The organism is Corynebacterium sp. BD556 (genome assembly GCF_038452275.1).
In the GTDB taxonomy this organism is placed as follows: Bacteria; Actinomycetota; Actinomycetes; order Mycobacteriales; family Mycobacteriaceae; genus Corynebacterium; species Corynebacterium mayonis.
Genome location: NZ_CP141643.1, coordinates 117,356 through 142,348, shown reverse-complemented (window position 1 = coordinate 142,348; position 24,993 = coordinate 117,356). Strand labels below are relative to the sequence as shown.

26 protein-coding genes and 2 pseudogenes are annotated in these 24,993 nt (G+C 58.6%); 21 read left to right on the top strand and 7 right to left on the bottom strand.

All coding sequences use genetic code 11. From position 1 onward, the window contains the following. Positions 1 to 102: 102 nt before the first annotated feature. The 6 genes from VLL26_RS00675 (at position 103) to VLL26_RS00650 (ending at position 7,064) form a co-directional block, all read left to right on the top strand. Positions 103 to 1,500: a hypothetical protein gene (locus VLL26_RS00675; protein ID WP_342319231.1), complete on the top strand. Its 1,398-nt coding sequence runs from the start codon at positions 103 to 105 to the stop codon at positions 1,498 to 1,500. Next, positions 1,497 to 3,005, top strand: coding sequence for an SLC13 family permease (locus VLL26_RS00670; protein ID WP_342319230.1), 1,509 nt, complete (start codon positions 1,497 to 1,499; stop codon positions 3,003 to 3,005). Before VLL26_RS00675 ends, VLL26_RS00670 begins: the two co-directional genes overlap by 4 nt. Before the next feature lie 27 nt (positions 3,006 to 3,032). Then, entirely contained in the window at positions 3,033 to 4,250 is a 1,218-nt protein-coding gene (locus tag VLL26_RS00665; RefSeq protein ID WP_342319229.1) for a glycerate kinase, read from the top strand. Between the two features lie 194 nt (positions 4,251 to 4,444). After that, on the top strand, positions 4,445 to 4,912 hold the full coding sequence (locus VLL26_RS00660; RefSeq protein ID WP_342319228.1) for a hypothetical protein: 468 nt from the start codon (positions 4,445 to 4,447) through the stop codon (positions 4,910 to 4,912). Beyond that, complete coding sequence (locus tag VLL26_RS00655; protein WP_342319227.1) at positions 4,902 to 6,374, top strand: sensor histidine kinase; 1,473 nt, start codon at positions 4,902 to 4,904, stop codon at positions 6,372 to 6,374. The genes VLL26_RS00660 and VLL26_RS00655 overlap by 11 nt, the downstream gene beginning before the upstream one ends. A 12-nt stretch (positions 6,375 to 6,386) precedes the next feature. Then, positions 6,387 to 7,064, top strand: a complete 678-nt coding sequence (locus VLL26_RS00650) for a response regulator transcription factor (protein ID WP_342319226.1) — start codon at positions 6,387 to 6,389, stop codon at positions 7,062 to 7,064. 232 nt (positions 7,065 to 7,296) lie between these two features. On the opposite strand, the pseudogene VLL26_RS00645 reads toward VLL26_RS00650, so the two are convergent. Then, a pseudogene (locus VLL26_RS00645) lies at positions 7,297 to 7,629 on the bottom strand (DDE-type integrase/transposase/recombinase); the annotation flags it as partial. A gap of 192 nt (positions 7,630 to 7,821) precedes the next feature. Continuing rightward, positions 7,822 to 9,051 carry an IS110 family transposase gene (locus tag VLL26_RS00640; protein WP_342319225.1) on the bottom strand — a complete coding sequence of 410 codons (1,230 nt, stop codon included), beginning with the start codon at positions 9,049 to 9,051 and terminating at the stop codon, positions 7,822 to 7,824. A gap of 889 nt (positions 9,052 to 9,940) precedes the next feature. Here VLL26_RS00640 and VLL26_RS00635 point away from each other — a divergent pair. The 11 genes and pseudogenes from VLL26_RS00635 to istB all read left to right on the top strand — a co-directional run bounded on the left by VLL26_RS00635 (position 9,941) and on the right by istB (position 19,637). Further along, positions 9,941 to 10,504, top strand: coding sequence for a hypothetical protein (locus tag VLL26_RS00635; protein WP_342319224.1), 564 nt, complete (start codon positions 9,941 to 9,943; stop codon positions 10,502 to 10,504). A 368-nt stretch (positions 10,505 to 10,872) separates the two neighbouring features. Then, positions 10,873 to 12,063, top strand: a complete 1,191-nt coding sequence (locus tag VLL26_RS00630) for an IS1249 family transposase (RefSeq protein ID WP_425292265.1) — start codon at positions 10,873 to 10,875, stop codon at positions 12,061 to 12,063. Positions 12,064 to 12,440: 377 nt separating this feature from the next. Beyond that, positions 12,441 to 13,253 (top strand): tyrosine-type recombinase/integrase, encoded by an 813-nt coding sequence (locus tag VLL26_RS11115; RefSeq protein WP_425292273.1) that lies wholly within the window; start codon positions 12,441 to 12,443, stop codon positions 13,251 to 13,253. Continuing rightward, positions 13,216 to 14,456 (top strand): IS3 family transposase gene (locus tag VLL26_RS00625; RefSeq protein WP_342318167.1). Its coding sequence is split into 2 segments (ribosomal slippage): positions 13,216 to 13,543 and positions 13,543 to 14,456, totalling 1,242 coding nucleotides; the frame shifts between segments, so codons are not numbered across the junction. The genes VLL26_RS11115 and VLL26_RS00625 overlap by 38 nt, the downstream gene beginning before the upstream one ends. Positions 14,457 to 14,470: 14 nt before the next feature. After that, positions 14,471 to 14,632, top strand: a pseudogene (locus tag VLL26_RS00620) (tyrosine-type recombinase/integrase); the annotation flags it as partial. A gap of 10 nt (positions 14,633 to 14,642) precedes the next feature. After that, positions 14,643 to 15,227 carry a ParA family protein gene (locus VLL26_RS00615; RefSeq protein WP_342319223.1) on the top strand — a complete coding sequence of 195 codons (585 nt, stop codon included), beginning with the start codon at positions 14,643 to 14,645 and terminating at the stop codon, positions 15,225 to 15,227. Then, entirely contained in the window at positions 15,227 to 15,454 is a 228-nt protein-coding gene (locus tag VLL26_RS00610) for a hypothetical protein (RefSeq protein WP_342319222.1), read from the top strand. The genes VLL26_RS00615 and VLL26_RS00610 overlap by 1 nt, the downstream gene beginning before the upstream one ends. A gap of 51 nt (positions 15,455 to 15,505) precedes the next feature. Then, a complete protein-coding gene (locus VLL26_RS00605) occupies positions 15,506 to 15,757 on the top strand; it encodes a hypothetical protein (protein ID WP_342319221.1) in 252 nt (83 codons plus the stop codon). A gap of 39 nt (positions 15,758 to 15,796) precedes the next feature. Then, a protein-coding gene (locus tag VLL26_RS00600; RefSeq protein ID WP_342318167.1) for an IS3 family transposase occupies positions 15,797 to 17,037 on the top strand; the annotation gives its coding sequence in 2 pieces (ribosomal slippage) (positions 15,797 to 16,124 and positions 16,124 to 17,037; 1,242 coding nt in all). Positions 17,038 to 17,593: 556 nt separating this feature from the next. Further along, positions 17,594 to 18,796 carry an IS21 family transposase gene (gene istA / locus VLL26_RS00595; protein ID WP_342319220.1) on the top strand — a complete coding sequence of 401 codons (1,203 nt, stop codon included), beginning with the start codon at positions 17,594 to 17,596 and terminating at the stop codon, positions 18,794 to 18,796. 43 nt (positions 18,797 to 18,839) lie between these two features. After that, positions 18,840 to 19,637 carry an IS21-like element helper ATPase IstB gene (gene istB, locus VLL26_RS00590; RefSeq protein WP_342318488.1) on the top strand — a complete coding sequence of 266 codons (798 nt, stop codon included), beginning with the start codon at positions 18,840 to 18,842 and terminating at the stop codon, positions 19,635 to 19,637. A 150-nt stretch (positions 19,638 to 19,787) separates the two neighbouring features. Here istB and VLL26_RS00585 read toward each other — a convergent pair whose 3' ends face one another. From VLL26_RS00585 to VLL26_RS00575, 3 genes are all read right to left on the bottom strand, one after another. Beyond that, complete coding sequence (locus VLL26_RS00585; protein WP_342319219.1) at positions 19,788 to 19,937, bottom strand: hypothetical protein; 150 nt, start codon at positions 19,935 to 19,937, stop codon at positions 19,788 to 19,790. Positions 19,938 to 20,097: 160 nt separating this feature from the next. After that, positions 20,098 to 20,676 (bottom strand): hypothetical protein, encoded by a 579-nt coding sequence (locus VLL26_RS00580; protein WP_342319218.1) that lies wholly within the window; start codon positions 20,674 to 20,676, stop codon positions 20,098 to 20,100. A gap of 170 nt (positions 20,677 to 20,846) precedes the next feature. Continuing rightward, entirely contained in the window at positions 20,847 to 21,665 is an 819-nt protein-coding gene (locus VLL26_RS00575) for a YfbU family protein (protein WP_342319217.1), read from the bottom strand. A 161-nt stretch (positions 21,666 to 21,826) separates the two neighbouring features. On the opposite strand from VLL26_RS00575, the gene VLL26_RS00570 reads away from it, so the two are divergent. From VLL26_RS00570 to VLL26_RS00555, 4 genes are read left to right on the top strand one after another with little or no spacing between them, the layout of a single operon-like run. Next, positions 21,827 to 22,396 carry a recombinase family protein gene (locus VLL26_RS00570; RefSeq protein WP_342319216.1) on the top strand — a complete coding sequence of 190 codons (570 nt, stop codon included), beginning with the start codon at positions 21,827 to 21,829 and terminating at the stop codon, positions 22,394 to 22,396. After that, a complete protein-coding gene (locus VLL26_RS00565) occupies positions 22,393 to 22,854 on the top strand; it encodes a hypothetical protein (protein WP_342319215.1) in 462 nt (153 codons plus the stop codon). The genes VLL26_RS00570 and VLL26_RS00565 overlap by 4 nt, the downstream gene beginning before the upstream one ends. A 31-nt stretch (positions 22,855 to 22,885) precedes the next feature. After that, complete coding sequence (locus VLL26_RS00560; protein WP_342319214.1) at positions 22,886 to 23,182, top strand: hypothetical protein; 297 nt, start codon at positions 22,886 to 22,888, stop codon at positions 23,180 to 23,182. Next, on the top strand, positions 23,179 to 23,826 hold the full coding sequence (locus VLL26_RS00555) for a DnaB-like helicase N-terminal domain-containing protein (protein ID WP_342319213.1): 648 nt from the start codon (positions 23,179 to 23,181) through the stop codon (positions 23,824 to 23,826). The genes VLL26_RS00560 and VLL26_RS00555 overlap by 4 nt, the downstream gene beginning before the upstream one ends. A gap of 183 nt (positions 23,827 to 24,009) precedes the next feature. Here VLL26_RS00555 and VLL26_RS00550 read toward each other — a convergent pair whose 3' ends face one another. Beyond that, the gene (locus VLL26_RS00550; protein WP_342319212.1) at positions 24,010 to 24,546 is read right to left on the bottom strand and encodes a hypothetical protein; all 537 of its coding nucleotides are present in this window, start codon (positions 24,544 to 24,546) and stop codon (positions 24,010 to 24,012) included. Between the two features lie 35 nt (positions 24,547 to 24,581). Further along, positions 24,582 to 24,932, bottom strand: coding sequence for a hypothetical protein (locus tag VLL26_RS00545; protein WP_342319211.1), 351 nt, complete (start codon positions 24,930 to 24,932; stop codon positions 24,582 to 24,584). Positions 24,933 to 24,993 lie beyond the last annotated feature (61 nt).

The window sequence follows — 24,993 nt, the reverse complement described above, 5'->3', positions numbered from 1 at the left end:
TGCCGGCGCTTTTTCCAGGGGTGCGCTGGATATTTTCGTGCATGAAAAGTCCCTCATCTCTGTCTCATGTGGGCTTCACTGTCGGCTTTGATGATGGATGGCATGGTTCAAGAAATTGTATCTTCCCCGGGCCGGCATACGGCTTTCGGTTCCTTCCGCAAACGCATAGTTACGTGGTTTCTCGCGTTGGTGGCGCTGACGCTTGTGGTGCTCATCCTGACTACGCGCACCGTGCTGCTCACGGGTGTTATCGAGCACGCTAATGAGGACGTCGTTCAGGAGACGGAGGAGTTTGCCACGTTCGCCGCTGAGGGACGTGACCCGGAAACATCGGCCCCGTTCGAGTCTCCACAACGTTTGCTGGAGGTGTATCTGGCCCGCCAAATTCCTGGGCCCGACGAGGCGCTCGTCGGTGTCGTAGGGGGCCAGTTGATTCAGATGGCGAACAGCCCGCGGCCCTTGCAAGCGGGTGAACCGCTGGTCACCACCGCTTTGGAAAGCCGCTCCCCGTCTGGAGTTTTCGAACATCCGGATCTGGGTCCGGTGCACTGGGCGACGGTGACAGTGGAAGGCACAGACACGGCGCTGCTGGCAGCTCGGTTTACCGATACGGGCCGGGATGGGGTAGCGGCTAATCTGCGCGTAATCTCCATCATCAGCGTGGGTGCGCTGCTGTTGGCTGCGGGGTTGGCCTGGTTCGTGGCCGGCAGCTTGTTGGACCCGGTGCGCCAGGTGCGCACGGCAGCCGCGGGCTTAAACTCGCGGCATCGCGGCCAACGGGTGCCGGTGCCGGAGCACGGGGACGCCGATACCGCCGACCTGGCGCGGACGTTTAACACGTTGCTGGAGCGTATCGACGTCGCTGATGACGCCTACCAGGGTATCCTTGCCCGCCTTGAATCTCAGACCCGTGCTTGGCTCGACCGGGTCCGTCAAAGCGCTGCCGAAACAGGCGATGCTGCACTGCACGCCGAGGCTGAGGAAGGCGCCAGGATACTGGCGACGGTAACGACGCTGTCTTCGCTGACCGTAGGTTCGCGTCCCTCGGACACGGCGGTGACGGTGCCTGCGGAGTCGGTGGGACGTGACGTCGAAAAGCAGCTGCGTGCCAACGGCCTGCCGGTGGCTTTGGTCAGCAACACCAACGACACAACCCCGGTGACGTTGAACCTGGACTCCGTCATCTTGGCGATGAGCGAGGCGGCGCGGTTTTGCGCGCAACTATCGACGCCCGTGGAGCTCGGCGCCGAGTTAAATGACGGTGTTTTGTCGCTGTGGGTACGCGAAAGTGGTGTCGGCTGTGAATCCGCGCGGCTCGATCAGCTTTTGGATTGGCATCCGAATACCGCCTACCCAGAAGGCAACCAGGCTGGTTTAGCGCTGCTGCGGGCAGTTGCCGACGCCCACGGCGGCAAAGCTTGGGCGCAGTCAACCCGCGGTTTAGGCACCATTACCGGCCTTGACCTGCCGGTTTCCGTGGATGGGGAGGTGCAGTCATGAGTCAGCTCATGTACGGCCCGGCCTACCGGGTTGCCACTACCCCTCCCCCGTCGCTGCATGTGCCTCCGCCGCCGCGAGCCAGCCTGCCGGATTTGCGCACCCTCACGATCACGCAGATCATTCGCAGCATTTTGGCAGCACTCATCGTGGTGTTGTGGCTGGTTCCCCTGCCAGAGCAGGTCACCCCAGATGCCCGCGCCACCCTCGTGGTGTTCGCGGCGGCGGTGTGGCTGTGGGTGTTTTCCAAAGTTTCAGACACCTACGTGGCCCTTGGCGCTGCCAGCGTCATTGTGCTCATCGGCGTCATCGACGTGGACGACTTGTTCGCCCCGCTTGGCGACGAAACAGTGTGGCTTCTCATCGGCGCGTTCATCATCGCCTCTGCGGTTACCTCCTCGGGCCTCGCAGTGCGGGCGGCAGTAGCGCTCAGCGTGGGGGTTACCTCGCCGCGGGTGCTCGTGCACTTGCTCACCTTGTCTGTGGTGTGCACGGCGTTCGCTGTGCCCGCGACGAGTGGCCGGGCTGCGCTGGTTCTGCCGGTGTTTGTCGCACTTACTGCGGTCGTGCCGGCCTGGCTGTCGCGGGTTCTGGCGCTTGCGCTGCCGTCGGTCGTGCTGTTTTCGGCAGTGGCCTCACTCATCGGCGCGGGCGCGCACCTGATCACCGACCAGATCCTCACGGGGGCGGGCATGAGCGGCTTTAGCTTCACCCGCTGGATGATCCTCGGACTGCCGTTGGCTTTGGTGTCTTCCCATGTGGCGTCGGAAATCATCTTCTGCGCCCTGTCCACCTCAACCCAGCGGCGCAGCGAACTGGACATCACCCGCGAGGCGCTGACCCAAGGTGCCCCTTTGTCCGCGCGGCTGAGCTCCAGCGAATACCGCGCCGTGCTCATCCTCGGTGTGGCGGTCGTGTTGTGGTTTACCGAAAACGTCCACGGCATCCCGCCAGCGATGGTGGCTGTGCTGGGGGCGCTCTTGATCACCTCCCCCTACCTGGGCACCGAGGATCTCGGATCCACAGTGAAGAAGGTGCCGTGGTCGCTGTTGTTGTTTATGACGGCAACAATCGCGATCAGTCAGGCACTGACCAAATCAGGGGCGGCGGCCCTGCTTACCAGGTGGCTGCCCGCTGACCTGTCGGGGTGGGTATTTGTGCTGGCCGTCATCGTCCTCTCGACTGCGGCCCACCTGGTCATCCAGTCCCGGTCGGCGCGCTCGGCAGTGCTCGTGCCCATCGTCATCGCCATCGCCCCCACCGTGGGAGTCAACCCCGTGGCCGCGGCATTTATCTCCACTGCGGCGGCCGGTTTCTGTCACACACTGCCGGCTTCGGCGAAGCCGCTGGCCATCTTCCAAGGAAATGATGATCCGGATTCGCCACCGCACTACCGCACCTCCGATCTGATGCGGATGTCCGCGCTGTTGGCGCCGATGCATTTTGCGGTCACTGCCGCGTTTGCATTTTTCATCTGGCCGTTACTCGGCCTTCCCCTCTACCTCTAACCCTCTGACCTTTCAAAGGAGAACATCATGACCATGTACCTACCCGAACGCATCCTCGTTTCCCCTTCCGGTTTCAAAGAGTCGCTCTCAGCAGTCGACGTCGCCGAATCCATCGCCGCGGGTGTGCGCCGCGTCCTTCCCGGTGTACGCGTCGACCTCTACCCCGTGCCCGACGGAGGCGAAGGAACAGTGGAGATTCTGGCCCAACGCCCCGGCGCGATCACCCACACCGCCAAAGTCACCGGGCCGGTGGGCAAGAAGGTCACAGCGACGTGGCTGGAGTTTCCCGAAAGCTCCGTTGCCGTTTTGGAAATGGCCTCGGCCGCAGGGTTAAGCCTGGTGCCGCGTGATCTGCGAGACCCTACCGCCACGACCACCCGCGGGGTCGGTGAGCTCATCGCCGCCATCCTTGACCGCGGAGTGGAGCGCATTATCGTCGGCTGTGGCGACTCAGGTACCTCCGATGGCGGCTCCGGCGCCCTGGCGGCGCTCGGTGCCCGGATCCTGGACGACCAAGGTGCCGAAATCGGTGCGGGCGGGGCTGAACTGGCCCGGGCGGCACGCATCGATACGTCGGGCCTTCACCCTCGGCTGGCCGAGGTTGAGATCACCCTGGCGTGCAACATCCACAACGTGCTCACTGGATCTGCGGGTGTAGCGCAGGTTTTTGGCCCACAGAAGGGCGCAACGAGAAAGCAGGTCAAAACTTTGGCCAAGGCGTTGGAGCATTGGGCGGATCTCTTGGATGAGACTTTCTCGCCCGCCGCTGACCTGCACCTCGGGGCCGGATCAGGCGCCAGCGGCGGGTTGGGGGCTGGCCTTATGGCCTTGGGCGCGACGGCGCGTGATCGTTTCGATGTCCTCCTCGGTGATCTGCCCTGCCCCGCCGACCTCGACGACCTGGTTGCCAGCGCGGATTTGATCATCACTGCCGAAGGGGCGATCGATTTCCAAACCCCGCGCGGCAAAGTCCCCGCCGAAATCGCCCGGCGTGCCCAAGCAAATGGGGTGCCCGTCCTCGCCTTGGCCGGTTCCCTGGGCAAGGGCGCCCCGCAGGTTCACGAGGTGGGCATCGGCGCCATCGCTTCCATCATGACGGTTCCCATGGCGCTCGAGGATGCCGTCCGTGACGGCCGGCAGCTGCTTATCGACGCCGCCGAGCGCACCATCCGCCTTCTCATGCTGGGCTGCGCCGTCTCCGGCCGGCGGGAGGACACTGTGCGCAACCAGTTCAAGACCGCCTAAGACGCACTGCGTGCCGGAACCATAGTCAATAACGCCTGCAGCAGCCTGAAAATGCTGCGATACTAGGCATTCAACCGGGGAAACAACGACCGAGACTGAGAGTTAGATGAAGACTTCCTCATTTCCACTTCACGGCAGCTTCACCTCGCGGACTCAGACTAGTTGGTGACACCCCAACCGCAGAAAGGTAAAAAATGTCACAGCTTGTGTCCAATGGCCGTCGATTCGCTCCTTTGCTGGCAGTCCTTGCCCTCTTGGGCCTGGTCGTCATCGCCGGGGTCGCGCTGGCCAGCAACATCCAGTCCCCGAACATCAGCCCGGCCAATGCCACTGTCACCGTCGGGGATCCCTCGGCCGAGCCGTCTGCTGGTGCCGGAACTAGCACCGAAACCAGCTCAGCAACCGGCCCAGCAAACAGCCCAGCAAACAACCCCGGAAATAACCCCGACAACAACACAGCAAATAACCCGGGCGCCACGGGGCCAGCTCGGGACGCGACGCGAGAACCTGCCCGTCAGCAGGCTCCAACGATTGCGCCAGTACCTGCCCCCGCACCCGCACCCGCTCCCGCTCCCGCTCCCGCCCCGGCACCGCAGCCGCAACTGAACTACCAGAACTACGACGACTGGGACGACGACGACGATGACTGGGATGACGACTAATAGACGTGCCTCCCTGCGCTGGCGCATCGTCATGTGGATCACCGCTGTGGTCCTCGTGGCGTTGACCAGCGTTGTCGTCATTTCACGCACAGTGTTGTTATCGCAAGTCACCGATGGGGCGAATGCTGCCGTCGAGCAAGAGATCGAGGAGTTTCGTCGCTTCGCTGCCGGCGGCACCGACCCGGAAACAGCCCAACCATTCACCTCCGCGAACCGGCTGATCGAGGTCTACCTTTCGCGCCAAATCCCGGAACGCACCGAATCCTTCATCGGATTTAGCAACGGCCAGCTCATCCAGATGGATCTATCGGCACTGAGCGGTTCCCACCCGGAGCCGATGAACCCGGATGATCCCCTGGTGAGGGAGATCCTCACCTCCCCGGACGTCGCCGGAGTCTTTCACGATTCCGAGCGAGGCCCGGCACACTGGGGCCGCATCGATATCACCGCCGCCCCAGAACAGGCACCGTCGCTGTTCGCCGTGGCGTTTTTCACCGCCGAAGGGCGAGCCGCCGTCGCCGCCGAAATCCGCACCCTCTCCCTGCTGGCTCTCGGTGGGCTGGCAACGTCAGTGCTTATCGCCTGGCTCATTGCGGGGCAAATCCTTGCACCGGTGCGCAAGGTGCGGGAAGTGGCGGCGTCGATAAGCAACTCTGACCTGACCCGGCGCGTGCCCGTCAGCGGCAAGGACGAAATCGCCCAGCTCGCCGCTACCTTCAACGCAATGCTCGACCGCCTCGAAACAGCCTACGAGGAACAGCGGAAATTCGTCGACGATGCCGGCCACGAGCTGCGCACCCCAATTACCGTCGTCCGGGGGCAACTCGAACTGCTGGAATGCTCCAGCCCAACCGAACGCACCCGCTCCATCGAGCTGGCCACCGCAGAACTCGACCGGATGGCGCGAATGGTCAACGATCTGCTCACCCTCGCCGTTGCCGACGCCGGCGACTTCCTCCACCCCACCGATGTCGATGTTGCCGAACTGACCATCGACATTGAGGACAAAGGCCAAACCATCAGCGACCGACTCCGGCTTGTCGACGTCGCCGAAGGCACCGTCACCCTCGACGAGCAACGCGTGACCGAAGCCATCCTCGAACTCTACGGCAACGCCCTGCGCTACAGCGACGGCCCCATCGACTTAGCATCCGAATTCGTCGGCACCGGCCCCGACCGAGTTCTGCGGATCTGGGTCCGCGACCACGGCCCCGGCATCCCCGAAGAACAACGCGCCGCCTTATTCAGCCGATTCGCCCGCGGCACCAACGCCGGCGGCACCCACCGCCCCGACGGTGCCGGCCTAGGACTGTCCATCGTCCAAGCAATCGGGGAAGCCCACGGCGGCCGAGCCTTCGTCGAATCTACCGTCGGCCTGGGATCAATCTTCGGCCTCATCATCCCAGCACCAGAGCCCGCCGAGGCCGCAGATTCGCCCAACCAGCCAGACTTAAATATGTAAGGATAACAACCCATGAGCAGGATTCTCATAGCGGAGGACGACCGCGGTATCGCCGACTTCATCAGCCGTGGCCTGATCTCCGCCGGGTACGCATGCGACGTCGTCGATTCAGGCCCCTTCGCCTTCGCCATGGCCCGCTCCGGGGATTTCGACCTCATGATCCTCGACCTGGGCTTGCCCCACATGGACGGGGCCGATGTCCTAGAACAACTACGCGCCCTGCGAGTCGGACTGCCCATTATCGTGCTCACAGCCCGCACCAAACTGGAAGATCGGATCCGCACCCTCGAAGGCGGCGCCGACGACTACATGCCCAAACCCTTCCAATTTGCCGAGCTGCTAGCCCGCGTCCGCCTGCGCCTAGCGGACAAGGTGGCCAGCAGCGAAAACTCCCCCACCGACGGCGGATTCCGCTTGGTTCGAGGCGACCTCGTCCTCGACCTGCGCACCCAACGGGTTCAAGTAGGTGAGAAGTGGAAAGACCTGTCGCGGCGCGAAGTCGGACTACTGGAGACACTCATGCGCCACCCCGGCCAGATCCTCTCCCGCGCCCAACTGCTAAGCATGGTGTGGGGGATGGATTTCGACCCCGGCTCAAACGTCGTAGACGTCTACATTCGAACCCTACGCAAAAAGATCGGCGCTGAGAAGGTGGAAACGATCCGCGGCTCCGGGTACAGGCTTGTATAAGACCACAACGGGTGACGGACCTTAATATCTGATCAACATTTGCGCCTCCGGGGTCTATAGCGGGATGAAGTGCCCCGGGTTTTGTTCCTAGGTATCTGCCTTGATTTCCATTATTCCTTGGGCCGGGTTGCTGCGCCGAAACTGTGATTCAACCTCAGCCGGTGTGCGATACCCGAGAGACTGATGAAGCCTGGACTCGATCCACCAATTGACCCATTTGATCGCGGCGACCTCATACATCAACAACGCCGCTCCACGTCCGAGTATGAATGAGTTCATTCTTGTAGGAACCGTTGACATTTTCAGCCAAGGTGTTGGCGTAGGAGTCGCCGATAGCCCCAGTAGAAGCAGCGATGTCATGTTCGGCTAGCCTGTCGTTGTAGACAATGTTGACGTACTGCGAGCCGTGATCCGAATGGTGAACAAGGCCCGTGGTCTCCTTGGCACACACTATGGCTTGATGAAGAGCCTTAAGCGGCAATGCCTCAGTGCGCATTGAGTCAGACAACGCCCATCCCACAATTCGTCGGGAGAACACGTCGGTGACAAAATCGGTATAGCCGAAACCCTTCCGGGTGCGAACTTAGGTGATGTCAGCCACCCACACGGCGGTGGGGGCCATCGTCTCTGAAAGCCCGATTGACCAGATCTGGTCGAAGATCAGGGCCTTTGGGTGTGCGGGTCGTTGTGGGAGTTGCGCCTTTGCCTTTGCCGGACAGGCCGGCGATTCGCATGGTTGTGATGCTCCTATATTGTGTCAAGCGCTTTTCAGAAATTTTTCGTAGGCCGATGCTAATTCCGTCAACGGACGTTTTCCAGTCTCGATGTCACTGATCCTCGCCGGGGCACACCCCAAATGCTTCGCTACAACCACCTGGGTGAGATGCTTCGCGATACGCAGTTCTTTCAACTCATCCCGACGAAGATCCCTGGGCTGTGGCGTACTGCGCCTGGTGCATATGACCCGGTAGATCTCCCGGACGATCGCGCGCTTCAGGCAGCGAATAATCTCCCTTTTCGACAACCCCTCCTCGGTACGCCGGGCGACGTACTCCCTGGTGCGCTGGTCACACTTCATCCTCACCATAGCGATTCGGTCCAACGCTGAGTTCGCCCGCCGGTCACCACCACGATTGAGCCGGTGCCGGTTGGTTCGCCCAGAGCTTGCCGGCAGTGGAGCCGCTCCACATAAGTGCGCCAGCGCTGCTTCGGAGTGGATGCGCTCCGGATTATCGCCGATGCTGATCAGCAGATCAGCGGAAACAAGAGCCCCACATCCCACGATGTTGCTGACATGGGGATTGATCACTGACACCAGGGCAGCGATCCGGGTTTCCAGCTCATCGCACTGCACCCGCAATGCGCGGTAGGTCGTGGCCAGAATCTTCAGGCTGGTCAGCACACCATTTCGCGGATCAGTACCATCCGACGACGGTCGGCAGTACACCAACGCGTTGACCAGAGCGTGATTGGTCATCGTGGCGTAGCGGGTGCGGATGTCATCAGGGGCTGTGACCAGCAACGACTTCATCGTTGTGATGAGTTTCGCGGTGGTGGACACCAGCTGTTTCCGGGTGATCTGTAACGCTCGTAACGACTCCACCGGGCCCGTGGAATCTTTAGGCGTGCTCAGCCCTTCCCCGGTCAGGACCTGTCGCGCGGCGGCAAGGGCATCCACCGGATCTGATTTCCCGTCCCGGCGTCGAATGCTGCGGGCCGGGCGCAGGACTTCAACGACCGTGTAGCCACGGTCTATGAGGTGCCGGGTTAATCCGGCACCGAAGGAGTTGGTTCCTTCTACTCCGACGGCGCCGACACCGTGCTTGCTGAGGAACTCGGCGAGGTGTGTGTAGCCGGGCCTAGTGGTGGGGAAGGTTTCGGTGGTCAGGTGCCGGCCGGTTGGGGTCACCGCGGCGACGGTGTGGGTGTCGGTGTGGGTGTCGACCCCGGCGACGGGGCTTGCGGAGAGGTCGATGTCTGTGGTCATGGCTGTCAACGCTTTCGCATAGGGAAGTGATGAAGGTAGCCGCTGATCCGAGGGTTCGAGCAGACAGGACACTGATGGGACTACTACTATGGCACCTGCCGGGGTGCTCACGGTGAGAGGTCACGCTCCTATGAGGTCATGACCGAATCGCCGGATCGCGGTGCGGGGCGAGAACCAGCCCGGAAGACAGATCGCAACGAAGGCACACAATCAGATTGTGGCCAGTCCGTTAGTGGGTCATTCCGGATGGTTCTTGTCCCGCACTCCCATTATCAGTGTCCGTTAGCGTGGTGTATCTGTGATCCGTGGTGAGTGCTCATGTCGGCACCGATGAGGGCGACCATCGTGGATACCTTTCGAATCAACTCTCACATCTCCTCGAAAGGACTTACCACGCGGGTGGACGTTGACTCCGAAGCATATCGACCCGACCACCTACCTCGATGAGCCACTCACCCAGGCATCCCCGGATCTGATGTGTCAGATGCTAACGGACACGCCCGACCCATCGGTGGAAAATCGGAAGAAGTATACGAAAGTATACTTACATCGAATTTCTATTGTCTGTCAAATCACCTTGCTATATCGTTATTTGTGGGGGCAATTGAGATTGTGCTTAAGGTGATCGCACAGCGCCCCCGCCCTCCCCCGTAAGTAGGTTGGAACCCCGAGGGTAGGAACCATGAAAGTTCAATCACTACGTTGGCTCCGCATTGGAGTACTTGCACTCACCTTGTTTGCTGTAGTTGCCCTAATGCTCGCCAACAGTGTAGCTCATGCATCATCCCTAGGCAGTAGCACACCGCCTCCAAACGCTACAGTCGAAACCGATACATCCGCACCCAGTCGCCCAAGTGCCTGTGGAGACGCGACGGAATCAGCTACCCCGGTGCAGCTCAGTAAAGACCAAACCAACGAAGCGAAATCAATTGCGCAGGAACATATGTCTGCGATTGATGCCACCACTATTCTGGATTGGGAAAAAGCGAACGTTGCGGTTGCCTCTGAAGGAAAGGTCTGGGTTACTGCCGCTCCGGTATCGGATCCCAAGGAAACCCCTCAGAATTTTGAGTTTTACCGTATTGCCGTCGACCTCGAACTTTCCGAAGTGGTCAACGTGCAGACGTACCGAATTGGGCAATTTGACCCAGCAACCGGCCAATATGAATCATGGATGTTGAGCGACGGAGAGCTACTGTGGCATGGCCATGTCGACAAGGAAGGTAATACTACCACCGCCCCGGACAGCCCGATGGACCCGGCTTTTCAAACCCAGGGAGCCTGCGAATGGGGCGTGGGTGCACTCTGTGGGACGGGTGGAGCTGCTGGTTGCTATGGAATCTGCCTTGGACTGGGGTTTGTAAATGGCTTGGCCGGTCTTGGATGCGCGTCAGTCTGCGGACTGATCGCTACACTGGGCTGCACTGGAGCAACTAACGCCATCTGCAAGTAGGAGACCATGACACAAGAATCCTGGCTAATGATCATCGCGCTCTTTCTACTGATCTACTCTCTGACGATCACCCTGATGTATCTTCGCCTGTCAAGAAAATTGAGGGATCGGACGTAGTCCACTCCACCGACCCAGGAAAGCCCAGCGTTAACCTGGGCTTTCCTACTTACGAATATAGAATGCAAACATCCGAGAGATCTATCCAGGGTTAAGTAGCAGAAAGTGTGTCTAACTTTCAGCATTATTACTGATCAGAACGGGTAAATCGGGCGGACATAAGCATCAAGACCTTATATCCGCCCGATTAGTGTTCAATCCACCGGAATGGCACCCGCATGTGCTAAACGGGGGTTTGGTGTGCTTTCCGGGTGAGTAAAAACAGACCACGATGCCCGATATGCGCTGGGCAAATGAAGAAAAACGGAACCACTTCTAAAGGCACAACCAGGTGGCGATGCAAGGACCCGAACTGCGGCAGTTCCACGACACGAACCCGCACCGACCGCACGCAGGCCCGCGACTTTAAAGCCTTCGTCTCTTATGCCACCTCCACGGCAACGTTGTCTGAACTCGCCCAGCAACAAGGGGTAAGCCGTTGGACACTTGACCGCCGATTCAAACCGTTCTGGCTCATCGACATCCCCAACGACGGTGACCCACAGCGCGTCTACGACCAGATCTTCATCGACGGCACCTACACCGCCGCCGGATGCTTGCTCGTCGCAGCCAGCCACGACCACGTCATCGCATGGCACTGGACCAAACACGAAACCGCCCACGCCTACACGCAGCTACTCCGCAAAATCGCTGAGCCGCTCTGCGTCGTCCTCGACGGCGGACAAGGCGCACTTACTGCGATTAAAGCCTGCTGGCCGAACGCGATGATCCAACGATGCCTCGTCCATGCGCAACGCGTCATCCGCCACTACACCACATCACGACCACGCACCGACGCCGGCAAAGCCATCTACGCCCTGGCGTTGAAATTGACCCGTATCACCACCTTGGACCAAGCACGCGACTGGACACTACGCCTGCACGACTTCGGACAGGTATTCACAGCATTCCTCAATGAGAAAACGCTCGTGCCAAAAGAGCGCCGCACACTCAACAACCAGTGGGAATGGACCCATCTGCGAGTTCGCAAGGCATACAACTCCCTGCTGCACCTCTCACGGAAAGGATGGCTGTTTACCTACCTGCAGCCACCACCGAATGCGCTTGAGCTTCAACGCTGGGCTTCAACGACAAACAGTCTGGAAGGCGGCGTCAACGCCCAGCTCAAACGCATCGCCGACGCGCATCGCGGCAGGTCCGGGGAACGCCAACGCAGAATGCTCGAGTGGTACCTGCACTCGAAAACGCAACTGCCTGACGACCCATTAAAGATCGCCAGGCAGTGCAATTTCGGCCAAGATCAACTCGCCAAAGTCAACGATCTTGTCGAAGAAGACCACAACAAAGCCGACCAGGAAACAGGCCGACCAGCCTTCTACGACAACGCTATCCCAACCGAGTACGAACACTCGATAGGAATCAGAAAAGGCCCCATGAAGTAACAAACGGTGTGCCCGCCCCGCAACACGCCGAGCGGACACACTTTTTGCTACTTAACCCCTTTTTGCTACTTAACCCAGAAGGTCGATGCAATGCAAGAAACCCCCGATTCGCTTTCGCGAACCGAGGGTTCCGGATTAGTAGCGGGGGCAGGATTCGAACCTACGACCTCTGGGTTATGGGCTACTTATTGGCGTTTTGCACGCCTGCTGCACCAACTTTTTTTTGAAATCCGAGCTAGCTTGCTAAGCCGCTACCATGCTAGCCAGGTAGCACGCTACGGAGCTAGCAACGGGGCGCGCTGCAGTCGAACGAGGAATTACCCGACACGTTCAATTACGATACGCGGAGACAACAACGGGTCCTCGAGTATGAGAGAATGCTTATTTCACAGCGGCCTCACCTCAGACCGATCCCCCATGATTGGGAACCCGACCTCCTCAAGTTCGAGTTGTTCCTCAGAGCCCAGGGGCGCACGGCCACCACCATAGACACCCGGATTCGTCACCTGCGCACACTTGCTCGCCAGTGCGGGGAAAGAAACCCTGAAAGCGTAACAAGCGACACTCTAGTGACGTGGAGTGGCAGCAAGAATTGGGCACCAGAAACACGCAACTCATACCATGCTTCCGTTCGGCTGTTCTTTCAATGGAGGTCCGAGCGCTACGGGACCAAAGACCCTTCCCTTCTTCTGAAGTCCGTTCGACGTCCCGTGCCACCCCCACGGCCAGCACCAGACACCGCCATTAGAAAGGCTCTGGCAACGCGAAGCCAACGCCTTACGCTCATCTTGCGCCTAGCTGCGGAGTTGGGATTAAGAAGCGCCGAGATAGCATCGATAGCGGCGGCAGACATCCATCCTGCAGAGGATGGATGGGGAACACTTACAGTCCATGGCAAAGGCCGGAAAGCCCGAATGCTTCCCGTTCCCCCCGACCTAATGATCATGATCACTAAGCAGTCCCAAGGACAAAAGTGGCTCTTCCCCGGAAACGTTCACGGCCATCTATCCCCCAAATGGATCGGGAAACTGGCGGCGAGAAGTCTGCCTGGACAATGGACCCTTCATACGCTACGCCACCGGGGACCTGACCCCTTGGTGGTGGACACGCTGAAACCAGCATTTCGCTGGGGAAGTGAGGTACCTTTCCACCATGCCACGCAAGACCTACACCGAGCAGTTCAAGCGTGACGCAGTGACGTTGTACGAGTCGACCCCTGGAGCCACGATCAACGCGATCGCCTCCGATCTCGGGGTCAACCGCAACTCCCTGCGCACCTGGCTCGACGCCTTCGGCACCGGCACCAAAACCAACGCCAACGGTGAAAAAGTCGCCAGCCCGATCGCCGCAGCCAACAGCGAACGTACTCCTGCTCAAGGACTCTCCGATGCCGAACGCATCCGCATGCTGGAACGCGAAAACGCCACGCTACGGGAAGAACGAGAGATCCTGCGCAAGGCGGCCAAATATTTCGCGGAAGAGACGAACTGGTGAACCGCTTTCAGTTCGTTGATGACCACCGAGACTTCTACGAGGTCAAGCGGTTATGTGAGGTCCTGAAGATCAACCGGTCCTCCTACTACAAGTGGAAATCTGCTGCTCCTGCCCGCCGGCGACGCCTCGTCGCTGACGCGGCGCTGGGAGCGAGGATCAAGGCCGTGTTCACAGCTGAGAACGGCTGTTACGGGGCGAAACGCATCACAGCGGCCATCAACTCGGATCCGACCAGCGATGATCGCCTCAATCACAAGCGCACCGCCAGGCTGATGCGCCAGATGGAATTGTTCGGCTACACCAAGAAACGCCGCGTAAAGACCACGGTGTCTGCGAAACGCGCTCCGACGTTTCCGGATCTGCTCGCACGCCGTTTCACCGCGGAGAAACCAAACACGGTCTACGTCGGCGATATCACCTACCTCCCGATTGCAGATGGGTCGAATATGTACCTGGCGACGGTCATCGACTGCTACTCGCGGCAGTTGACCGGTTTCGCGATCGCCGTCCACATGCGTACGGAGTTAGTTGAAGAGGCTTTGATGATGGCTTACGGGATCCGTGGCGGGCTTGACGGAGCGATTTTCCACTCCGATCATGGCAGTGTATACACCTCTGATCGGTACCGAAGACTATGTGAACGTCTCGGTGTTACCCAATCGATGGGAGCAATTGGTACCAGCGCGGATAATTCTCTGGCGGAGTCGTTCAACGCCACGTTGAAACGGGAAGTCCTTCAAGATGCACCTGTTTTCGCCAGTCAGCTGGTGTGTCGCCGGGACGTGTTCCAATGGTGCAGTCGCTACAACACCAAACGCCTGCACTCGAGGTGCGGCTATCGTTCGCCGAACGCCTTTGAATCTTCCGAAACAGCTATACTCAAAACCGCATCTGATTAAAACTCCGTGTCCACTTTCCGGGGTTCAGACCCCGGTTCGCGACAACTGCCTATGCGCAATGTCAGGACATCATCGCGATTCAGGAAGCCCTTGGTCACGAATCCATCGAAACGACCCAACGGTATACCAAGTCGTCAAACGACATCCGCGGACTCGTTAAAGCCGCACAACTTTAAAGGAGACAAAATGCCAATCATCACCCTTTGCAACCTCAAAGGTGGGACTGGAAAAACCACCTCAGCCATATATCTCGCCACCGCCCTCGCAAACCAGGGCAAGCAGGTCCACGTCCTCGATGGAGACCCTCAGGGATCCGCCACGGAATGGGCTCAGCAAGCAGAGGATGCGAACACTCCCCTCCCCTTCGACGTCTTTCCCGCAAACGCGCGCTCACTCACCCGAATCAGGCCGGCTAACACCGAGTGGATCATCATCGATTGCCCTCCAGGTGAATCCGGAATTATCGATGCGGCTATTCAGGCCGCAGACCACGTTATCGTGCCGACCAGGCCATCCAGCATCGAGGTCAACCGCATGTGGTCCACCACCGATCTGGCCGGGACCACTCCAGTCACCGTGTTATTAACCTCAGTCATCCCCAACACGAACTCACTGCAGGAACTGCGCGAAGCCCTCAAGGAAGAGCATATCCCGACTTTCAAGATTGGAATCCCCCAGCGCGAAAGTATCAAAAAAAGCTTTGGGCAAGTGCCAACCAAACTCCATGGCTATGACACGATCCTCGCAGAACTGGTAAAGGAGCTGAGCTAATGAACTCCATGCGTCGCCCAACCAAAAGCAGGCCAATTACAAGTGCCGCACAGTCCATGCAGCGGGTGCCTAAGCAAGAGGTCCAGCTCAACATCCGTATCACCCCAGACATGAAACGCGACCTGCGCAGACTCGCCGCTGACCAGGACACGACGGTCACCGAGATCGTCACCGAGCTCATACGCAAACACTTAGCAACCTCGCAGGCGAGCAAGCTAGACAACTAGCAAGCTACCAAGCAAGCCCACACTACCGGAACACGGAAGGAAACGATCCTTGTGAACCCGCTGGCCCAAATTATCGCCCAACTCCACGATGCCCGATACATTGAAGTCGCTGACCACAACAGCTACATCAACCTTGTTGAAGACCTCGCCACAGAACTTGCCTGGCACCTGCGTACTTTAGGTGTCGAGTGGCCAGACATCGCCCGCGAGATCGAGGCTTCTCCCATTCCACAACTTGCCACCTTTGAAATGGGAGTCACCAGCGCCATCAGGGACCTGACCCCTTGGTGGTGGACACGCTGAAACCAGCATTTCGCTGGGGAAGTGAGGTACCTTTCCACCATGCCACGCAAGACCTACACCGAGCAGTTCAAGCGTGACGCAGTGACGTTGTACGAGTCGACCCCTGGAGCCACGATCAACGCGATCGCCTCCGATCTCGGGGTCAACCGCAACTCCCTGCGCACCTGGCTCGACGCCTTCGGCACCGGCACCAAAACCAACGCCAACGGTGAAAAAGTCGCCAGCCCGATCGCCGCAGCCAACAGCGAACGTACTCCTGCTCAAGGACTCTCCGATGCCGAACGCATCCGCATGCTGGAACGCGAAAACGCCACGCTACGGGAAGAACGAGAGATCCTGCGCAAGGCGGCCAAATATTTCGCGGAAGAGACGAACTGGTGAACCGCTTTCAGTTCGTTGATGACCACCGAGACTTCTACGAGGTCAAGCGGTTATGTGAGGTCCTGAAGATCAACCGGTCCTCCTACTACAAGTGGAAATCTGCTGCTCCTGCCCGCCGGCGACGCCTCGTCGCTGACGCGGCGCTGGGAGCGAGGATCAAGGCCGTGTTCACAGCTGAGAACGGCTGTTACGGGGCGAAACGCATCACAGCGGCCATCAACTCGGATCCGACCAGCGATGATCGCCTCAATCACAAGCGCACCGCCAGGCTGATGCGCCAGATGGAATTGTTCGGCTACACCAAGAAACGCCGCGTAAAGACCACGGTGTCTGCGAAACGCGCTCCGACGTTTCCGGATCTGCTCGCACGCCGTTTCACCGCGGAGAAACCAAACACGGTCTACGTCGGCGATATCACCTACCTCCCGATTGCAGATGGGTCGAATATGTACCTGGCGACGGTCATCGACTGCTACTCGCGGCAGTTGACCGGTTTCGCGATCGCCGTCCACATGCGTACGGAGTTAGTTGAAGAGGCTTTGATGATGGCTTACGGGATCCGTGGCGGGCTTGACGGAGCGATTTTCCACTCCGATCATGGCAGTGTATACACCTCTGATCGGTACCGAAGACTATGTGAACGTCTCGGTGTTACCCAATCGATGGGAGCAATTGGTACCAGCGCGGATAATTCTCTGGCGGAGTCGTTCAACGCCACGTTGAAACGGGAAGTCCTTCAAGATGCACCTGTTTTCGCCAGTCAGCTGGTGTGTCGCCGGGACGTGTTCCAATGGTGCAGTCGCTACAACACCAAACGCCTGCACTCGAGGTGCGGCTATCGTTCGCCGAACGCCTTTGAATCTTCCGAAACAGCTATACTCAAAACCGCATCTGATTAAAACTCCGTGTCCACTTTCCGGGGTTCAGACCCCAGCAAGCTTCGTGAGTGACCCCTAACGAACTGCTCCCGCCTCGCTTCGCTCGTTGTGCTAGCGCGGCCGCAAGCGGCCTTGCTCTTTAACGGTGCGGTACCGGTCTGCTTCAAACCGACAGGGTGTGCCCCTTCATACACCGAGGGCCGGTACCATCCCGCTCATATCAGACTAACTGCTATTTGGATAGCGTGCTATCTTGCTAGCTCGCTACTTTGCTGCACTTATATCAAGCTAGCCGCGGGACTCTAGAGTTCAAAGCCCTCACGCTCTGTTAGCGCGGTAACCGAATCGGCCTGATTGGTTTCTGTCATGCTCCACTCGTGCGACTGACTTTGAACCATAGAATCACCAGATTGAACGAGGTCAATCAGGTGTCGACCAGACTGAAAGGCATGATCGGTTTTGACTGGCGCATCCTGCGCCTGGGTCTTAAGGTCGAGGACGAGGGATTGTCAGCGCTCTTTGAAAAGTAGCCCAAAACGCTCCTCGAAAAGTAGCCCACCCGGAAAAGATTGGATGGGTGATTTCATTGGAGGAATGGGCGCAGATCCGATACCTGCGTGGGCAGGGTCTGTCATTGAGGAAGATCGCGGCCGAAGTGGGCTGTGCGAAGAAGACGGTGGAGAAGGCTTTGGCTTCAGATTCGCCGCCTTGTTACAAGCCACGGGATGCCAAAGGCACGAGTTTCGATCCGTTTGAACCGCAGGTCAGGGAACTTCTCACGGAAACACCGCAGCTTAATGCCAAGGTGTTGGCTCAGCGAGTGGGCTGGACAGGCTCGGATTCATGGTTTCGCAAACACGTTGCCAGGATCCGGACTGAGTATATGCCCGCCGACCCAGTCGATACCCTTACTCACGCCCCGGGGCGTGAGATCCAATGTGATCTCACTTTTGCACCGGGTGGACTACCTGATGCTGATGGGGTCTACCGCGCGTTGCCGGTGTTGGTGATGGCAGCCTCGCATTCTCGTTTCGCTGCGGCGTGTGTGCTTCCCTCGCGCACGACTGATGACTTGATCGCCGGGATGTGGCAGTTGATAACACGTGATTTCCAAGCGGTACCAGATCGGCTCGTGTGGGATCACGAGCCCGGGATTGGCAAGGCGAAGCTGTGCGAGCCTGTTGCCGCATTCGGCGGGGCGCTGTGCTGCAGAATCGTTCAGACCCCACCGCGGGACCCGGAATCTAAAGGCATCGTCGAGCGCACCAACGGGTACATGAAGCGTTCCTTCTTCCCCGGGCGCCGGTTCAGCGACCCGGTGGATGTGCAAGCCCAACTTGATGAGTGGTTCACCACAATCGCCAACGCACGCGTTCACACCACGTTGAAGGCCACACCGGCGGACTTGTTTGCAGCTGATCAGCGGGCGATGCGCCCCTTGCCACCGTATCCGCCGGTGTTCGGTGTCAGGCCCGCGGTGCGCCTGCCGCGAAACTACTACGTCACCGTTGACACCAACCAGTACAGCGTGGATCCGACATTCATTGACCGACTAGTCACTGTGCGCAGCACGCTTGATGAAATCGCCGTGACCGGGCCACACGGTGAACCCGCCGCGGTGCACCCACGCCACTGGGGCCAGCACAAGGTCATCACCGACCCCGCCCACGCCCAAACTGCCCGCGCCATGCGCCGCGACCTAGCTACGGCGGGCGAGAGATTCCAGCCAGATACCGCTGTTGACATCGCTGACCTATCCATCTACGACCACATCGCCTAACACGGCCTCAACGCCCCACAAACTTCAAGGAGAGCTCTTTCCTATGACCCGCACCAGCGCCCACGACACCGCGGCGGCAATTAGTCACCTCGCACGGGAGTTGAAAGCCCCACGCATCGACAACGTCTACTCAACCATCGCCAATCAAGCACGTAGCCAATCCTGGACATTCGAGGAGTACCTCGCCGCCGTGCTATCCGTCGAAGCGACCGCCCGCGCAGAATCCGGAGCATCATTACGCGTCAAACGCGCCGGCTTTCCGGCCGTGAAAACCATCGCCGACTTCGACTTCACCGCACAACCCAGTATTGACCGCACTGAAATCGCACGCCTTGAAACCGGGGCCTGGGTCGCCACAGCTGAAAACGTCGTCCTGCTCGGCCCACCCGGAACCGGCAAAACCCACCTCGCCACCGCACTTGGCATCACAGCAGCGCAGCAAGGCTATCGCGTCCTCTTCGACACCGCCGCCGGGTGGGTAAACACCCTCACCGAAGCCCACAACACCGGCAAACTCGAAACGCTGCTGAAACGATTAAACCGCTACCACCTGCTCATCATCGACGAACTCGGCTACATTCCCGTCGAAGCTGACGCGGCGAACCTGTTTTTTCAACTCGTCTCCAGACGCTACGAACACGGCTCCATCATCGTGACCTCAAACCTAGCGTTTTCCCAATGGGCGCAATGCTTCGGCGACATCACAGTAGCCACCGCCATGGTCGACCGCATCGTCCACCACGCCAAAATCTTTCAACACCGAGGAGTAAGCCACCGCATCAAAGGACGCGAAATACCCGCACCAACAACCCCCTCACCAACCCCACATCAGGCACAATAACAACGACCACACTGGGCTACTTTTCAAAGAGCGCCAGTGGGCTACATTTCGAAGAGCGCTCACAGGGATTCTAGAGTTAACGCAGGAGTTGTTTCTGCAGCTGTAGCTGACAGCAATTCAGATGAGTAAACCTGAACCACTTGGGCCCACTTACCCACGTCGGATGGGTCCAGCCTCGATGGCCATTCTTTGAGGAATCTCCTGCGAATCGTCGAGAAGCAGGAAGTCCGTTGGCTCTACGTCGAAGATGGCAGCAGCCAGCTTCACGAGCTGGCTGGACGTGGGCTCGACCGGGATCATCCTAACGAGGAGATCTCGCGAGTTTTCAGGGGAAGTTTGAATACAAAATCATCAACTATTATCCGCATGCAATAGATAGACGCCATATATTCCCGAATGGCTCCCTGCACTACAAAAGAATTCTTTCGGTGCCATTATCCACCCCTAAAAAGGTATCCAACTAAGGTCGTTGCGCTCGTATGGCGGGGACTTGGGAATTGGCCTTGATCCAAGTTGCAGCCTGGGGATCAATGAAGCTTGCGACCGTTTGGATGGCGTTATCTACAGAGTCGAGATGTGCGACTTCACGGGGTATATCGTGTTGTTGGACGATTGATTCGTGGTGAGAGCACCTGTTTCTCATGTTGTAAACAATGACCACCAGTTCTTCAAATTGCTTTCTGCTGTCGGGTTTTTCCTTCAACGCTTTTTCTATCTGGGGCCAGATGTTCGCATGATAGTTACTGCTTAACAGGAAGCGCCAGAAGTCAAAGCTGAGTTCAGCGATAATCTTTCCTGATGGAGCCCCTCTCCCGCCGACTCGTCTCTTTGCTTTGCGAATGCTCTTATCTGCTTCTTTACTGAAAGCTATTCGACCATTGTCAAACCATCGTTCGTCGTATCTTCTGGCTAGGGCAGTGTGGATGCAATTTCGAAGGAGCACCTCGAGATGCTCAATGTCGGCGAGATAGGTCTTTGTGAGATGAGTATTCCAAAGGTATAGCGCTTCTGGCGATGGATGATCGGCGTACCGGCTCATTCGTGCAGACGAAAACCACTGAGATAGCGGTACTGGGGCGGGTCTTGGATTATTCATTGCGGTTGTGTTACTCTTTACCTCGAAAGCCCCGAAACGATCCCTGCACTACGAAAGTAGGCGTAAATCGCCGGGGTTATTGATTTTTCCGGGCAATGAAATGCCTGTGTGCCTCAAGATCGGCTACAGGTTTCATCACGCCGTGCACCGGGGGCGGCTAGCAAAATTCTTTGCAGATCTTGAGCACTAAGGTGGGAGCGCCCACCTCCGCGTAGCGCTTCGCGCCATACCGGTTTGAAGGCTCCGAGCATGGACTGATAGGTCGGAAGCATCTGCGTGTGGGAGTTCATTCCTTCTTTTGCGAGTTCTTCTTGCTCAGTCCACCGGCCGCTCTTAACTAAGTATTCCGTGTAGCCAGCCATCTGGCTTTCGCGTTCATGTTGGTAATCGAAGCCCTTGAACTTTCCGAACCATTCGGCGTTCTCGACGCCAATAGCATCCCACCCATTTTCGCCGAGCGCTTCAACACTGAAGTGGATCACCCTAAACATGTCTAGGATGTCCCAGACCAACTCGCAGTCATACAAACTGAGAGCTTCAGTCTGACGGGGAAACAGTCGGGGGTATTCCCCCTCATAACCACGTTCCAATACTTCAATAGCCCGTTCATGCCAAGTCGAGTCATAGGACTCTTTGGGAAGATCCCCCTGGGCGGCCAGCAGAGTCTGATGCTGGAGAGCCAGACTGGCCCGCTCATAGGAAGTGAGGGTGATGTTCTTTTCGGCGGGCTGGCGATCATACTTCGGATCAACCCGGTTGACGTGTAGCTCTATAGCTTGGCGCATGTAGTCACTTTGGGACTGCCCATTTGCTTCTGCTGCATCAGCAATGAGGGCTCGAAGATCATCTGGGACGCGAATAGTTAGTACTTTCATAAATCCAACACTACTCAAACGCATCGCCGAATACAACTCCGCATACCGCAAATACATTTATTAATCCATTTAGCTCATTACCCGTTCTACATGGGTGAACCCTAAAGGAACACATCAGCCGCTGGCGTTTTCCCTGTCTCACGAAGCCCTAAAACGCATTCTGCTACAGTTCTCATTGAAGTCAAAGACTTCTTGAAACGCTGGGAGGAAAGAAAACCGTGACCGGACAAACGGTCTCCTACATCCGCGTCTCCACCATCGAGCAAAACCTCGCGCGCCAACGCGAAGCGATCGGTGACGTGGACAAAGAATTTGTCGATAAACAGTCTGCTAAGAGCCGGGCTGCCCGTCCTGGTCTCGACGCCTGCCTCGACTACTTACGCGGCGGTGACACGCTTAAAGTCGCTTCCATCGACCGACTCGCCAGGTCACTGGTCGACCTTCGCAATATCACTGACGACATCGTCTCCAAGGGTGCCACGGTGATGTTCTTGAAGGAAAACCTCACCTTCGCTCCAGGCCACACCGACGCCCGCGCAAACCTACTGTTAGGCATCCTCGGCAGCTTCGCCGAATTCGAACGCGCTCTCATCCGCGAACGCCAAGCCGAAGGCATCGCCCTGGCAAAGAAACAAGGCAAGTACAAAGGCCGCAAGAGATCACTAACACCCGAACAAGCAAGCGAAATCCGAGCGCGCGCAGCCGCCGGAGAGAGCAAGAGTGTCCTCGCCACCGAATATCGTGTCAGCCGAGCCACCATCTACCGCACCATCGAGGAGCACCAATGAGTCTGTTCAACATCATTCTGCTACTGGGAGCTATCGGCATCATCATCCCCCGCGTCCGCAGCAACGGCCTGGTCGCCGGGATCATTTTCAGCATCTTCCCCATCATCGGCCTGGCCATCTCCATGCTGATACTCGCCGCATTCTGGGGAATGATCAAGATGGCCGCCTACAACTACGACGACGGTCCAGAAAAGGAACAAGAAGCATGGCGGCAGGAGCAGATCGCTTCCACCGGCGTGGACCCATGCACCGAATTCCATGACAGTGAACGTGAGCGTCGCGACTACCAGCAGCGAGTCGACAGCGGGGAGATCAGTCAAGGCGAGGCAATGATGAAACCTCTCTCTGACCAGAAATACAGGGACTTGACGTGGGAGGAAAGAGACGCAGCCTTGAAGCATTACCACGAGATGAGACAGAAGTGCCCACCCCTCGACTTCATCGAGCAGTTGAACTAGCCACGCAAACCGCACCGAAAGACAAACCGTGATGACAGCGACCATTGACGGCAGAATCTTCGGATCTCCAACACTCGACGACCCAGAAAACCCAACGCGAGTGACGATCCGGATCATCGCCAAGGACCCCGACAATCCTCATTGGCTACTCGACACCCAGGTTTACGCAGACGGCGCGCTCGCGCAGCGCATAGTCACCGACTGCCAGCACGGCACAATCGTCACCGCCACCGGCGAGCTGACGCGGACATCGCCCCTACCGCAAGATCACGCGGCAGGAAACACGGCCGCACGCTTGGCCCTGACGGACATCGCAATTGCATCATGACTCGCCCCGACTTCAACTCCGACCCCGAGGTCCAGGTGCTCAACGAACTACTCTGGTCACCAAATGAACCCGCCGTCGCATTCGTCCTCGACACACTCCGAGAGAAAGACTTCTACAACCCGCTATACGGACAAGTCTTCACTGCGATCAAAGACAACCACACCCGTGGCCACGGCCGCGACGCCGTCAGCGTCAACACCCACCTGCTGAACAACCACGACGAGCTTGGCATCGGCAACCCACAGGTTGTCAGTCACCTGCTCGTCAATATCGCGGTACTAGAGACACCCCATCATAACCTCCGAGATAACGCCCACGCAGTCCTTGTCAACTCCTACCGGAGAGGTTTCGACGCCGTGGCAGATTCCCTGAAGTTCGCCTCCCAAGAAGCGCCCACAGAGCAACTCTTCGGCATTCTCGTCGACCACGGCAAGCAACAGCGCGCCGCGACTGAGCGCCTCGCTGGTTTCGCTGCCACTTACGACGCCGCTGCTGGAGCGTCCCCGCGAGCGCGGCACACTGCGCCGGAAGAATCGACCCCACTCGAACGGCTTCAAGCTCAACTCCATACCCGCGGCAGCTCACAGCGCGACGTCTCCAGCACAACGAACATCTCCAGCCAAGACCACGGACTGGAGATGTAGGCGCGCCGCTGATCTAGAGTCGCTGACGCATCCACCGAGTACATCCCTGACACAAGCTAAACCCTGAATCAAAACGCCGCCCCCGCTCCGGCTCGGGAAGCGGCGGACAACCGGGAGGCGTCGTCTAAGGACACCGTCTGCTCGGGGGAGCAGGGGTGTCCCTAGGTGGGAGGATAGCGCAGTTTAATCCTCGGGGCTACGGGAGAACAGAGAAAGTTGCTCTTCTTCCGTCCCGTTGACAGCAGCACGGTATGCCTCCTCGTTCCATCCTGAGGTCAGTGCGCTTCTAATCCTGAGTGATCGCGCGGCCCGGTTATGGGATTGAACGACCAGGCGGCTGCCGTCGTGACGGCCGCGCCCAACGGCGTAACGCAGGTTCGTTGACTGCGTTGAGCGGTGAACATGATCGGCTGAGACTTTCACGCACAGCGGTTCGTTGCACGCATGTTCCGCTACACCACCCTCCGCCAGGTCGATACCTGCGGCAAGGAGTGCGAAGCGATGAGCAAGCATGGTGCGTTGCTGGTTGTCCCGTTGGAAGGTGAATCGTCCGTACCCGTCGGGAGTGGAGATGGCCCCGGTCCAAAACCAACAGTGCGGCGAGTAAACAATCTTCCGGTTGAACCGCGCGATGTCGCTCGCCGTGGGCAGTAGGTCCGGGTTGGAGGCGACCTCGCGCCCGCGCCGCGCGTGCGGTTGCTTATCGGGTGGGGTAGGCATCCCAGGAAGTGCTACGTCCCACGGCTGCGGCGTACTCACTGGTGGTAGTCGCCGCTGTCGTGTTCGCCGGTGTTCTCCTCCGCTTCTTCGGTGGCGGGTTCGCTGTCTTGTTCCTCGTCGCCAGCGTCGACGTTGAGGGCAAGCAGGGAGCGCAGTTCCGATGCTGTCAGACCAAAGGATTCGCGCATCCATGTCTGTGGCTCTCCTAGTTGCTCTAGCTCCTGGAGGGCGGAGGCGAAGCGCTGGCGGACGCCGTCGAATTCGGCCTGAGCGAGGAAGGCTTGCTGCGTGGCAGCTTTCACCTTTTCTTGCTTAGCCAGTTTTTCTGCCAGTGCCTGCATCGCTAGTTCTCGTGCCTGTTGCTTCTTGCTTGTTCTCGTACTCATGCCCATCAAACTATCGCCTGTCCTGTCTTAGCCGCCAGGCCCGATTTCTCGCCTAACGGCT